Origin of the sequence: Hominenteromicrobium mulieris (assembly GCF_046197855.1) — a bacterium.
GTDB lineage: Bacteria > Bacillota > Clostridia > Oscillospirales > Acutalibacteraceae > Hominenteromicrobium > Hominenteromicrobium mulieris.
Map to the genome: position 1 here is coordinate 1,226,340 of NZ_CP173188.1, position 13,010 is coordinate 1,239,349.

The 13,010-nt window shown below is 54.9% G+C and carries 12 protein-coding genes; 7 read left to right on the forward strand and 5 right to left on the reverse strand.

Annotated elements, in window-relative coordinates; all coding sequences use genetic code 11:
• Positions 1-149: 149 nt before the first annotated feature.
• Positions 150-833 carry a Crp/Fnr family transcriptional regulator gene (locus ACI0CA_RS05870; RefSeq protein WP_308448095.1) on the reverse strand — a complete coding sequence of 228 codons (684 nt, stop codon included), beginning with the start codon at positions 831-833 and terminating at the stop codon, positions 150-152.
• A 115-nt stretch (positions 834-948) separates the two neighbouring features.
• On the opposite strand from ACI0CA_RS05870, the gene ACI0CA_RS05875 reads away from it, so the two are divergent.
• The 4 genes from ACI0CA_RS05875 (at position 949) to ACI0CA_RS05890 (ending at position 4,190) form a co-directional block, all read left to right on the forward strand.
• A complete protein-coding gene (locus tag ACI0CA_RS05875) occupies positions 949-1,689 on the forward strand; it encodes an ATP-binding protein (RefSeq protein ID WP_308448096.1) in 741 nt (246 codons plus the stop codon).
• Positions 1,686-2,144, forward strand: coding sequence for a hypothetical protein (locus tag ACI0CA_RS05880; RefSeq protein WP_308448097.1), 459 nt, complete (start codon positions 1,686-1,688; stop codon positions 2,142-2,144). The genes ACI0CA_RS05875 and ACI0CA_RS05880 overlap by 4 nt, the downstream gene beginning before the upstream one ends.
• Positions 2,145-2,233: 89 nt before the next feature.
• The gene (locus ACI0CA_RS05885; RefSeq protein WP_308448098.1) at positions 2,234-3,142 is read left to right on the forward strand and encodes a patatin-like phospholipase family protein; all 909 of its coding nucleotides are present in this window, start codon (positions 2,234-2,236) and stop codon (positions 3,140-3,142) included.
• Between the two features lie 22 nt (positions 3,143-3,164).
• Positions 3,165-4,190 (forward strand): glycoside hydrolase family 172 protein, encoded by a 1,026-nt coding sequence (locus tag ACI0CA_RS05890; protein WP_176820646.1) that lies wholly within the window; start codon positions 3,165-3,167, stop codon positions 4,188-4,190.
• Between the two features lie 52 nt (positions 4,191-4,242).
• On the opposite strand, the gene recG is transcribed toward ACI0CA_RS05890, so the two are convergent.
• The 4 genes from recG to ACI0CA_RS05910 all read right to left on the reverse strand — a co-directional run bounded on the left by recG (position 4,243) and on the right by ACI0CA_RS05910 (position 9,848).
• The gene (recG, locus tag ACI0CA_RS05895) at positions 4,243-6,282 is read right to left on the reverse strand and encodes an ATP-dependent DNA helicase RecG (protein WP_308448100.1); all 2,040 of its coding nucleotides are present in this window, start codon (positions 6,280-6,282) and stop codon (positions 4,243-4,245) included.
• A gap of 63 nt (positions 6,283-6,345) precedes the next feature.
• On the reverse strand, positions 6,346-8,040 hold the full coding sequence (locus ACI0CA_RS05900) for a DAK2 domain-containing protein (protein ID WP_308448101.1): 1,695 nt from the start codon (positions 8,038-8,040) through the stop codon (positions 6,346-6,348).
• A gap of 135 nt (positions 8,041-8,175) precedes the next feature.
• On the reverse strand, positions 8,176-8,949 hold the full coding sequence (locus tag ACI0CA_RS05905; protein ID WP_308448102.1) for a TIGR00282 family metallophosphoesterase: 774 nt from the start codon (positions 8,947-8,949) through the stop codon (positions 8,176-8,178).
• A gap of 17 nt (positions 8,950-8,966) precedes the next feature.
• Complete coding sequence (locus ACI0CA_RS05910; protein WP_308448103.1) at positions 8,967-9,848, reverse strand: aminoglycoside 6-adenylyltransferase; 882 nt, start codon at positions 9,846-9,848, stop codon at positions 8,967-8,969.
• A 224-nt stretch (positions 9,849-10,072) separates the two neighbouring features.
• Here ACI0CA_RS05910 and ACI0CA_RS05915 point away from each other — a divergent pair, with 224 nt between their 5' ends.
• From ACI0CA_RS05915 to pstA, 3 genes are all read left to right on the forward strand, one after another.
• Entirely contained in the window at positions 10,073-11,062 is a 990-nt protein-coding gene (locus tag ACI0CA_RS05915; RefSeq protein ID WP_343284205.1) for a substrate-binding domain-containing protein, read from the forward strand.
• A gap of 143 nt (positions 11,063-11,205) precedes the next feature.
• Positions 11,206-12,033 (forward strand): phosphate ABC transporter permease subunit PstC, encoded by an 828-nt coding sequence (gene pstC / locus ACI0CA_RS05920; RefSeq protein WP_343284469.1) that lies wholly within the window; start codon positions 11,206-11,208, stop codon positions 12,031-12,033.
• Positions 12,034-12,057: 24 nt separating this feature from the next.
• Positions 12,058-12,969: a phosphate ABC transporter permease PstA gene (pstA, locus tag ACI0CA_RS05925; RefSeq protein ID WP_343284470.1), complete on the forward strand. Its 912-nt coding sequence runs from the start codon at positions 12,058-12,060 to the stop codon at positions 12,967-12,969.
• The last annotated feature ends 41 nt before the right edge of the window (positions 12,970-13,010 follow it).

Genomic DNA, 13,010 nt, shown 5'->3' on the forward strand with positions numbered 1-13,010 from the left:
ATTCACCGGATTGTTGCGCCTATTTTCCTGATCTTAGTTAGGCAAAGGGTGTTTCGACTTTTGCGAAAGTCGACTCAGGGCTTTGCCCCGAGCCCCCACCAACTTTTTGAAAAAAGTTTGAACAAAGACTTTATTCGTCTCGCTTTTCGTCAGCTTGTGCGCTTTAGTTCAAAATGATTTTTGGAGAAGTTTAAAATGCCTTCGTCGCGCATTTTGCCCATTTCTTTGGAAAGTGCGCTGCGGTCTACGCTGAGGTAATCCGCAAGCTGCTGGCGATTGAACGGGATTGTGAAGCTGTCGCTGTTTTCGCGGATGGCCTGAAACGACAGGTATGAAATGAGTCGCCCGCGTATCGTTTTCGGTGCGGTGTGGAAAATGCGGCGCGAAAGCGACAGGTTTTTCTGCGCGCTGACGAGCAGCAGGTTTTCAATCAGCTTGCCGTGGTGCCCGCAGTTTACGGCGCACGGGGAGAGGATCTGCGCGGTTTTCAAAAACAGAACGGTGCAGTTTTCTGCGGCGGCGACATTGACGAGCATCGGCTCGTTCGGCACGCAGGCGTAGGTCTCTGCAAAGACCTGCCCGGGGCCGACTTTATCGAGCACGCTGCGGTTGCCGAAAATGTCGTCGCTTTCGATCGTCACGCTGCCCGTGAGCACGATGCCGAGCGCGTTTGTGTGCTCGCCTGCGTGGCAGATGAGATCGCCCTTTTTATAGCTGCGCGTTTCCGTTTTTAGGTGCTCGAGCAAAACGCCGAAATCGCCTGCGGGGATGCCCCGAAACAGCGGCGAGCGCCCTAAGATGCTGTAATCCGTAAAATAGCCTCCTTTTTTCAATCTTCGTTGTTATAACAACATACTTTACAGCCTAATCGTAGTATACTGTGTTCGTAAAGTCAAGAGAAAACCTTGTGGCTTTTGCAAAATTTAAGAATTGGAAGGAATTTTGAATATGATCCGTACCATCGTTCACTTTGATGAAGAAAAATGCAACGGCTGCGGCCTGTGCGCGAATGCCTGTCAGGAGGGCGCCATCGGCATTGTAAACGGTAAGGCGAAGCTGCTGCGCGACGATTACTGCGACGGTCTCGGCAACTGCCTGCCTGCATGTCCCACGAACGCAATCTCTTTTGTGGAGCGCGAAGCGGCGGCGTTTGACGAGGAAGCCGTGAAAATGGCTATGGCAGAGAAAGCCGCGAAGAAAGAGGCAGAGGAAATGGCAGAAAAGCTCGGCACGCCGAAGTTCACCGGCTGCCCGGGCAGCATGGCACGCGCTATTGAGAGAAAGCCCGTAAATACGGATAACAGTGCGGTCAGCGGCAAGATTGAATCCGAGCTGCGCCAGTGGCCGGTGCAGATTAAATTAGCGCCGATCCGCGCCCCGTATTTTGACGGCGCGAACCTGCTGATTGCGGCGGATTGCACAGCGTATGCGTATGGTGATTTTCACCGCGATTTTGTGCACAACCGAAAAGTGCTCATCGGCTGCCCGAAGCTCGATGAGGGCGATTACACCGAAAAGCTGACGGAGATCATCCGTCAGAACGACATCAAGAGCTTGACAATCGTGCGCATGCAGGTGCCGTGCTGCGGCGGCCTTGAGCGCGCGGCAGTGAATGCACTGAAGGCGAGCGGCAAGTTTATCCCGTGGCAGGTGAAGGTCATCGCGACCGACGGCAGTCTCGTAGAATGAGGACGGGAAATCAAACGTGGGATGCGCTGCTGGGGGCGCTTGTGGGCGTTGTCCGCGCGGAGCAGAAAAACGCGAAGACCGTGGAAACGGACAGAGTGCTTTTTGAGGGCTTTGCCGCGCTTGCGGAGGATGATGAAACGGCGTTGCAGAACATGTTGGCGTGCGCCCACGCGGAGAAAAACCGCATTGCGCCGGACTGTGCGTATTGCGCCATGCCGTGCGGCAGCACGAGCGATTTAGATTTCGGCACTGTGCGCAACGCGCGGGAGGCTGTGCGGAAGCAGAAATTTGCCATCACCGAACGGTTGATCGAAATCGCGCCGGGGATGCTTTGCAAGCTCGAAAGCGGTGAGTTGGGCGAAGACGAGCTTTTTGTGTTTCACAAAGCCGTGTTTGCGCTCGGCGAAGATTGGAGCCCGGAGGAGCTTGAAGAGATGCTTGAAACTCTAAACTGAACCGTTTTGTTGCAAGGAGGAAGCTGCGGCTTTCCTCCTTGACTTTTTTAACTTGATATTGTATGATGAGCACAAAGAGGGTGAGATTTGTGACCGATTATACATTGCAGCCGATTCCCGGCAAGACGCTTTCGCGCCGACTGCCCGAGGGTACAGCGCTCGTTTTAGAGGGCGGCGGCCTGCGCGGCTATTACAGTTGCGGCGTGATGGAAGTGTTCATGGAAAAAGATCTGCTGTTTCCGTATATTATCGGCGTTTCGGCGGGCGCAGCGAACGCGCTTTCGTACATATCGGGCCAACCGGGGCGCAGCCGAGAGATCATTGAACACTATGTCGGGAACCCCGACTATGTGAGCACGCGAAATCTTTTGACAAAGCACACGATGTTCGACTTTGATTATATTTTCGGCACGGTGCCGGAAAAGCACATTTTTTTCGACTGGGACAAGTTTCATGAGCAGGATACGCGCTTTTTGACCGGCGCGATGAACTGCGCGGACGGCAAGACCGTTTGGTTTGAAAAGGACACGCTAAAAGCGCCGTTTATGGCTTCGCGTGCATCGTGCTCCGTGCCGCTCATCACGAAAATCCAGCATTATATGGGCTATGACCTCTTGGACGGCGGCATCAGTGACCCGATTCCAATCGAAAAGTCGCTTGCAGACGGCAACACGTTCCATGTGATCGTTTTGACGCGCAACAAGGGCTACCAAAAGGAACCGTTTGGGCACACGGCGTTTTTGAAAGCGGCGTTTCGCAAGTACCCTGCTGTGGCAGAAGCGATGCGCACGCGGCATGAGATTTATAACCGCCAGTTGGCGTTGTGTGAAAAGCTTGAAAAAGCGGGCAGGGCGGTCATCATTCGTCCGTTAAAGCCGCTCAACGTCAGCCGCACAAAGGCGGAGGTTCCCGCGCTGCTTGCTTTACATGACGAGGGACTTTATGAGGGGCGCGCGGCACTCGGTTCAATTGAAGAAATGCTTAGTATTAAACTCTAACAAAAATAAAGGAGGCATTTTCATGACACTTTTTAAAATGGAAAACCGCAGAAACTTTGGGTTTTCCGCAGAAAATCCAACAGGCACAAAAGGCGGCGGCACACGCGCCAAGGACTGTGAAAAGCTAAGTCCATGCATTCAAATTCAGCCCGGCGAGACCGTTACGCTGTGTGACACGGACGGCCCGGGCATGGTGACGCACATGTGGTTCACGGGTTACGTGGGACACTCGTTTATTCTGCGAATCTACTGGGAAAACAATGAACAGCCGTCCGTGGAAGCACCGTTTTCGGCATTTTTCGGTTGCGCGTATGACGAGAATTTTTCTGACCGCGACGGCAATTACCCGGTTTTGAACTCAGCTGCGATGCTCGTCGCACCGGGGCGCGGGTTCAACAGCTACTTTGAAATGCCGTTCAGAAAACACTGCCGTATTACAATGGAAAATCGCGGTGAAAAGCCAGAGACGCTTTTCTATATGATTTCCGGATGGTATGGAGAGATTCCCGAAAACAGCGGTTATTTTCACGCGACATATCGGCAGGAGCACCCTGTGCAGAAGGGACGCTCGTATGTGATCTTGGACGGCGTGCACGGCAAGGGCTGCTTTGCGGGCGTGACGCTGGCTTCCGGCATGAACGGGCACAACACCTGCTGGGTGGAAGGTGAAGCCAAGATGTACATTGACGGCGACACATACCCCACGATGAACTACACGGGCACGGAGGATTACTTCGGCGGCTCGTATGGCTTTGGCAATGACATTTACCTCAACCGCTACCAGACGTTCAGCGGGCTTTATACGGGCTTGTATGCGATTTTGGGCGACACGAAGGAAATGTATAACCATCAAAAGCGCTTTATGCTGTACCGCTGGCACGTGAAAGACCCGGTTTATTTCGATGAGGACTTTAAAATGACGATTGATAACCTCGGCTGGACGGGCCCGCGCTACGACGACTACACGTCTGTGGCATATTGGTACCAGACCGAGCCGAAGCCGGTGCCGTTTACGCTGCCGGAAGACAAAGAGCTTATCATGGAATAAAAAAACAGCTTCCGTTTTGGGATTTCTCCGAACGGAAGCTGTTTTGTTTTTATTATAGGGTTACTGTGCCGTTATTTGATGCAAAGAGCCGGCGCATTTCGGCGCGCAGGCCGCGCAGGGCGGGGGAGCTGAGCTCCGGGTCGCGCTCGGTCAGCTCTTTGGCGCACTGCTGCGCTTCCTGCAAAATTTGCATGTCGTTTAACATATCGGCAATTTTGAGCTTCGGCAGGCCGTGCTGGCGCTCGCCGAAGAAATCGCCCGGACCGCGCAGGCGCAGGTCTTCGTCCGCGACCTTGAAGCCGTCCGTGGTGCTGCAAAAGAGCCTTAAGCGCTGTAATGTTTCATCGTTTTGTGCTTCCGTCACCAGAATGCAGGTGGAGGCGTATTTGCCGCGGCCGACGCGCCCACGCAGCTGGTGCAGCTGCGAAAGGCCGTAGCGCTCGGCGTTTTCAATCATCATAATGACGGCATTCGGCACGTCCACGCCGACCTCGACGACCGTGGTGGACAATAATAATTTCGTGCGGTTTTCTGCAAAATCGGTCATGACGGCGTCCTTTTCCTTCGGCTTCATTTTGCCGTGCAGAATGCCGATGGGCATGTCACCGAAGTAATCGCGCACGATCTTTTCATACGCTGCAATGCTTGCCGCGTCGCTTTCGCCCTCTTCGATAAGCGGACAGACGATGTACGCCTGTCGTCCCTCGTCGATGTGCTTTTTGATGTACCCGAACGCACGGCGGCGCTTTGGCGGGTCGATGAGATACGTTTCGATGGGCTGACGTCCCGGGGGAAGCTCATTTAGAACGGAAACGTCGAGGTCGCCGTAAATCATCAGCGCCAAGGTGCGGGGGATTGGTGTGGCGCTCATGACAAGTGTGTGCGGGAAGTTGCCCTTTTTCGCGAGCGCGGTGCGCTGATTGACACCGAAGCGGTGCTGCTCGTCCGTGATGACGAGCGCGAGGGACGAGAACTCCACGCCGTCACTGATGAGTGCGTGCGTGCCGACGGCAAGCTGAATCTCGCCGGTCTTGAGTCCCTTAATGGCTTCGCGTTTTGCTTTGGCGCGCATGCTGCCCGTGATGAGCACCGTTTTGATGCCGCAGAGGGCGAGGAGATTGGAGAGGGACTCGTAATGCTGCGCCGCCAGAATTTCCGTAGGAGCCATGAGCGCCGCCTGAAATCCGTTTTGAATGACCGTGTGGCACAGCGCCGCCGCCACGGCTGTTTTACCGCTGCCGACATCGCCCTGAATGAGGCGGTTCATCGGGTGCGGACCCTGCATGTCGCGGATGCCGTCCTGCACGGCACGCTGCTGTGCGCCGGTCATCGTGAAGGGGAGCAGGGCGGCAAACTCTTTTGTATAATCCTTTTTGAGCGGATACGGATTTTCGCGCACACCTGCGCGGCGGATTTCCGCCATGCCGAGCTGCAAGACGAGCAGTTCCTCGAACACGAGTCGTCTGCGCGCCGTGGAAAGCGCTTCGGGCGAATTCGGAAAGTGGATCGTTTTGAGCGCGTATTCGAGGCGGCACAGCGCGTATTTCAGGCGAAGCGCATCGGGCAACGGGTCTTTGACGGTCTCAGGGAGCAGGCGCAGGGCTTCTTTTACCGCGTTTGCGATGATGCGAGAGGTGAGGCCGCTCGTCTGCGGGTAAACAGGCACCATGTCCTGCATGCGGCTTTCGGGAACGAACTCCGGGGAGGCCATTTCGCGGCGCATGAACGTGCCCGTCACCTTGCCGCGAAACGCGTAGACCGCGCCCTCCGTGAGCAGACTTGTAATGTAGCGGTTATTGAAAAATGTCAGCTGCATGTCGTCTTCGCCGTCCGTGATGGTCGTCTTGTAAAGCGTCATGCCGCCGCGGATACGCTGCTCGACAGGACGGCGCAGCACTGTGCCTTTTACGATATTCACTTCGTTTAAGAGTGTATTGCGGATGGGTACCGCGTCGCGCCAATCCTCATAAGCGCGGGGATAGAGACGCAGCAGATCGCCCACCGTGGGCGCGCCGAGCTTGCGGAACAGCTCCGCACGCTTTGGGCCGACTCCCTTTAAAGACGCAATGTCCGCTTCAAATAAAGACGCCATGAAACCTCCGACATAAAACGAAAAAAGGCAGGGCATAAAGCCCCGCCCTAAGCTGCTTTGAAATTATTCCACGGAAAGAATGAAGTAGTAGACCGGCTGGCCGCCGTTTACGAGGTTGATGTCCACACCGTCGCCTGCCTTGTTCTTGATGAGACGCAGTGCTTCGTTGGCTTCTTCCTCGGTGATGCCTTCGCCGTAAATGAGCGTGATAAACGAAGTGTGCTTATTCATCAGCGCCTTTGCGACCTTGTAGACGGAACGCACCGGCGTGTCGCCGACAAACTCGAGCTTGCCGTTCGTCATACCCATGGTGTCGCCCTCTTTGATTTTGAAGCCGCCGAATTCGGAATCGCGTGCGGCGAACGTGACCGTACCGGTCGCGACGTTTTCCGCTGCGGAAAGCATGGCAGAAGCGTTTTCGTCTGCGGAAGCATCCGGGTCAAAGCTCAGAAGAGCGGAGAGACCCTGCGGAATGGTGCGGGTCGGTACGACGATAATCTTGCGGTCGGTGACGAGCGGCACGGCCTGTTCTGCCGCAAGGATGATGTTTTTGTTGTTCGGCAGTACGAAAACCGTCTTTGCCGGGGTGGCAAGAACGGCTTCGACAATGTCCTCCGTGCTGGGATTCATCGTCTGGCCGCCGCTGACAACCTGTGCACAGCCGAGTTCTTCAAAGAGGGCACGCAGACCGTCGCCTGCCGCTACGGAAACAAAACCGAGTTCCTCTTCGGGGGAAACGGGCTTTAAGGTCTCCTTTTCCTCTTTGCTGGACTGCGCCGCTTCGTAAGCCGCGCGGTTTGCGTTATTGAGTTCAGCAGCTTTTTTGTGCTGCTCTTTCATGTTTTCGATTTTTACGGTCAGCAGGGAACCGAATTCCAGCGCTTTTGTGAGCGCCGCACCCGGCTGTTCCGTGTGTACGTGCACCTTGATGATCTCCTCGTCATCGACCACAACAACGCAGTCGCCGAGGGTTTCGAGGAACAGGCGCAGCTCGTTCGGCTCGGTGGTGACCTCCGGGTCGCGGCCGACGATGAACTCCGTGCAGTAGGTGAAGTTGATCTCGCTGTCAAATTCCGCCGCAACGCTTGCAAAGAACTGGGCGGTCTCCTCGGCCTTTTCGGCTTCGGTCATGTCGGTTTTGACGATCTCACCGTACTTGAAGACCTGCATCATGCCATCGAAAATCATGCAGAGGCCCTGACCGCCGGCATCGACGACGCCTGCTTTTTTCAGAACGGGGAGAAGATCCGGTGTGGTGGCCAGTGCTTCCGCCGCGCCCATGCAGATGGCATCCCAAACATAAATGGGGTCGTTGTCGATCTCGGCTGCCGCAGCGCCTTTTTCCGCCGCCACGCGGGCAACGGTCAAAATGGTGCCTTCGGTCGGCTTCATAACGGCTTTATAAGCGGAATCCACGCCGATGGCGAGCGCCGCTGCGAGCTGTGTACCGTCTGCTTCTACGGTGTCCTCGAGACCCTTCGAGAAGCCGCGGAACAGAAGGGAAAGGATAACGCCGGAGTTGCCTCTTGCGCCGCGCAGCATGGCGGAAGCCGCCGTCTTTGCGACCTTAGCGGTTGTTTCGTTATCCGCAAGCGCCTGCATGGCGTCGCTGCCTGCACCGATCGTCATGGACATATTCGTGCCCGTGTCGCCGTCCGGAACGGGGAAGATGTTGAGGTCATCCACAAATTTCCGGTTTTTCAATATGCTGTTCGCGCCGGAGATGACTGCGTCGCGAAGCTGTTTACCTGTAATCACTGCATACACATCCTGTCTAAAAACGTTCGGAAGGCGAAAAAACCGGCTCCCGATAGATATTTGCATGTATTTTCAAACTACACTATACCATAGTTTGCGTGAAAAAACAAGGGTAATACCGCACAGAAATCACGTTTAGCGCAGGGAGAAACGCTCTGTGCTGCGGGTGAGGCCTGTTTTTTCATCGATATCGAACAAAATGCAGTCGAGCTTGCACGGGCCGTCCGCAAAATCGAACCGCACGGGCATTTTGCTTATCTGCTTTTTGATGACGAGCTCCGCTCTGACGCCGAGTACGGACTCGATGGGGCCGGTCATGCCGACGTCGGTGATGTATCCGGTGCCCTTCGGCAGAACGGTTTCATCGGCCGTCTGCACGTGTGTGTGCGTGCCGAACACGGCGGAGACGCGGCCGTCTGCATAATAGCCGAACGCGCGCTTTTCGCCGGTGGCTTCCGCGTGAAAATCCACGATGCAGATTTTTGGAAGGTCGGGCGTTTTTAAAAGCGTATCGAGTGTGCGGAACGGGCAGGCGAGGTGCTCGTCAAGGTATACATTGCCCATTAAGTTGATGACGGCGATCTGCGTGCGGCCGAGATCTAAGACGGTCATGCCTTTACCCGGGGCTTCCGGCGGGAAGTTTGCGGGGCGAATGACGCAGTCGCTTTCATCGATATAATCGTAAAATTCGCGGCGGCGATAGGTGTGGTTTCCGGTGGTGATGATATCCACGCCGCTATCGAGCAGGTGGTTTGCGGAGGCAGGGGTGATGCCGTTGCCGCCCGAGGAGTTTTCGCCGTTTGCGATGACGACATCGATGCCCTTAGTGCGCTTGAAGGCGGGGAGAGTGCGGCGCAGAAAGTCGCACCCGTGGCTGCCCACCACGTCGCCGATACATAATATCTGCATATAGGGGGTCCTTTCTTTTAGTCAATATGAAAATCCAGCGCTTTGGCGTTTCTCGGCAAATCTTTTGTGTATTTTAAAAAGCTTGTGACGCGGCGGTCGTATTCGTCCGTGACCGTAAAGCCGAGCGCTTTTGCGGTGCGTTTGGTGAGCTCCGTGAAAAGCTCGCCTGCCTTAAACAGTGCGCGCCAAATGTCTTCTTCGGTGCATGCGGCGAAGGTTTCAAGGTAGCCGTTCCAGATGTCTGCGGGGAGAAGGTCTTTTAAGGAGTCACCGCATTTGCCGGCGCTGTAATCAAACCCATGCAGCGTTCCGGCGTACCATTTCATCATTTGCAGCAGCATTTTGCGAATACAACTTTCCATGTGCGTCTGCGCAAACAGGAGCTGGCCGCGCCACAGACCCTTGGAGACGTACGGCGAGACCCACCAGAACTCCGTGCGGCAGTCAAAAAACATACGCTCGGTCGGATTTTTGACGTAGTGCGTGCTCTCATTCGGCTCCGGCAGCTTCGGCAGGGCGTTGTCTTTATCTAATAATACAACGGAAAGGCGGTCGCCATAACAATATACTTCCCAGCGGTCGATGCTCGATACGGTCAGGTCGATGCGGTTGCCGTCCGCAAACTGCATCAGATAGCACACGAACTCAGGAAAGTGCTCTTCAAAAAGCTCGTTTTCGTCGGTGCGCTCGCAGACGAGAATTTCGCCGAAGTCTTTATGATAGGCTTTTTCCTTGCACGGAGTAAGATCGCGCACGAGGTACACAATGTCAAAATCATTGAACGGGTCGGGCTTGCGGTTCGGGTTTGCACGGGAACCGTTTAAGATGACGGCACGGATATTTTCATCGGCATTTGCATAGCCGAGGATGAGGTCATACATTTCTTTTTCGCTGCGCATAAAAAACTCCTCCGCATTTTATAGGCTTATTTTACTGCAAAACGGGCTTCTTTTCAATGTTCTTTTTGATTTTGGCTTTGTAAAACCCGAAATGTTAAGCAGTTTTACGTGGATTTTACACAAGACTTCTTTTTGAGTTTACAAAACGGCCCTATACTTTCGCTTGTAAACCAAAGGAAAAGATAAAAGGCGAGCAGAAAGCTCCCGAAAGGAAAGAGTAACGTATGAAACTCAGAAAGATCACCGCGGTTCTTGCAGCCGCACTTCTCACCATGACAGCTATGACGGCTTGCTCCGGCGGCGCAGCAAGCTCCGCTTCCTCCGAGACACCGTCCTCCGAATCCTCCGCTGCATCTGCGGAGAGCGCTTCTTCCGAAAGTACATCTTCCGAGAGCGCTTCCTCCGAAGAAACGACCGGCGGCGACATGACCGGCGAAATCACCGTTCTTTCCCGTGAAGACGGCTCCGGCACACGCGGCGCGTTCATCGAGCTGTTCGGCATCGAGCAGAAGAACGACGCTGGCGAAAAGGAAGATATGACGACGGATGATGCGCAGATTACGAACAGCACCTCCGTTATGATGACCACCGTACAGGGCAACCCGAAGGCCATCGGCTATATCTCCCTCGGCTCCCTTGACGAAAGCGTTGTAAAGGCCGTGGAGATCGACGGTGCGGCACCGACCGTTGAGAATGTAAAGGCCGGCACCTATAAGGTTGTTCGTCCGTTCAATATTGCAACAAAGGGCGAGGCAAGCGAAGTTGCACAGGACTTCATCAACTTCATCATGAGTGCTGACGGTCAGAAGGTTGTCTCCGAAAACGGTTATATCACCGTTAATGATGCGGCTCCGGCTTACGCGGCATCCGGCGTTTCCGGCAAGGTCGTTGTCGGCGGTTCCTCCTCCGTTACGCCGGTCATGGAAAAACTGAAGGAAGCTTATATGGCGCTGAACCCGGACGTTACCGTTGAAGTGCAGCAGAGCGACTCCACTACGGGCATGACCTCCACCATCGACGGTGCGTATGACATCGGCATGGCTTCCCGTGAGCTGAAGGACAGCGAGCTTGAAGCCGGTCTTACCCCGACTGTCATCGCACAGGACGGTATCGCTGTTATCGTCAACAAGGAAAATGCGCTGACCGGCCTTACGAGCGAGCAGGTTTTGAGCATCTACACCGGCGAAACGACCGATTGGTCCGAGCTGCAGTAAGAAACAATCCATAAAACGCAGGAGAGCCGGGCGGAAAGGTCCGGCTCTTTTCGCAAGAAAGCCAATAAAGCAGTTTTTAGTAGTTTTGAAAGTTTGAAAGGTGCGTGCAAACCGTGAAGTGGAGCAACATAAAAGAGCTTCTCATGCATATCCTCTTTTTTCTCACAGCCTGCGTATCGATCTTTGCCGTTGTTTTGATCTGCGTGTTTCTGTTTGCAAACGGTATTCCGGCCATCGGTGAAATCGGCGTGTTTAAATTCCTGCTCGGCACTAAGTGGAAGCCGGGCAACGACATCTACGGTATTCTGCCGATGATCCTCGGCAGCCTCTACGTCACGGCGGGCGCAATCATCATCGGTGTGCCGATCGGGCTTCTGACGGCAGTTTTCCTCGCAAAGTTCTGCCCGAAGGGTCTTTATAAAATTTTGAAACCTGCAACGGAGCTGATGGCGGGTGTGCCGTCCGTTGTGTACGGCTTCTTCGGTCTCGTTGTTTTGGTGCCGCTTGTACAGAACATTTTCGGCGTGGCGGGCAACACGATGCTGACAGCGTCCGTTTTGCTCGGCATTATGATCTTGCCGACAATCATCGGCGTTTCGGAAAGTGCCATTCGCGCCGTGCCGGACAGCTACTATGAAGGCTCTCTGGCGCTCGGTGCGAGCCATGAGCGCAGCGTGTTCTTTGCGACATTGCCGGCGGCGCGTTCCGGCATTTTGGCGGGTGTGGTGCTCGGTATCGGCCGTGCCATCGGCGAAACGATGGCGGTCGTCATGGTGGCGGGCAACAAGGCGCGTATGCCGCAGGGCTTGCTCGATGGCGTGCGCACCATGACGGCGAACATCGTTATGGAAATGGGCTATGCCACAGACCTGCACCGCGAAGCACTTATTGCGACGGCGGTCGTGCTGTTCGTGTTTATCCTAATTATCAACGTTACGTTCTCGCTTCTGCGCAGAAAAGACAGGGCATGACCCGGAAAGGATACGGAAATGACTATGGAACGTACCTGTAAACCCGTGGCGGCAGAGACCATCAACAAGCTCACCTTCAAGGATAAAATGCGCGCGTATAGGCGCTCGCCGCTTTCGCTTATTCTATTGCTGCTTGTCTGCGGCGCGTCGCTCATCACGATGCTGACGCTTTTATACCTTATCTTTTACATTCTTGTGAAGGGTATCCCGTATATCACGCCGGATCTTTTCTCGTTCACCTATACGTCCGATAACGTGTCGCTGATGCCGGCGCTGATCTCTACGATTGTCATGACAATCATTGCGCTCGTTATTGCACTGCCGCTCGGCATCGGCGCGGCAATCTACTCTGTGGAATATGCAAAGCGCGGCAACAAGCTTGTGCAGCTCGTGCGCATCACGACCGAAACACTTTCGGGCATTCCGTCCATCGTGTACGGCCTGTTCGGCTATCTGTGCTTTGTGACGGCGCTGCACTGGGGCTATTCTTTGCTTGCCGGTGCGTTTACGGTCGCCATCATGATTTTGCCGCTCATCATGCGCACAACGGAGGAGGCGCTCATCTCGGTGCCGGATTCCTTCCGCGAGGGCAGCTTCGGGCTTGGCGCGGGCAGACTGCGCACCGTGTTCCGTATCGTGCTGCCGAGCGCCGTGCCGGGCATTTTGTCCGGCGTGATTTTGGCCATTGGCCGCGTTGTGGGTGAATCCGCGGCGCTGATGTACACTGCGGGCTCCGTGGCGCAGATGCCGGGCCAGGCGGGCGGCGGTTTGTTCGATTCCGTGCGAACCCTCTCCGTGCACATGTATGTGCTTTCGAGCGAGGGCCTGCATATCGACAAAACGTATGCCACAGCGGTTGTGCTGCTTGTTATCGTCATCGGCATCAACGCGCTGTCCTCGTTCGTCGCGAAGAAAATTACGAAGAAACAGGGCTAAAGCGAGCTTTTTAGAAAATCACACCAGAAAAAGATAGGGGA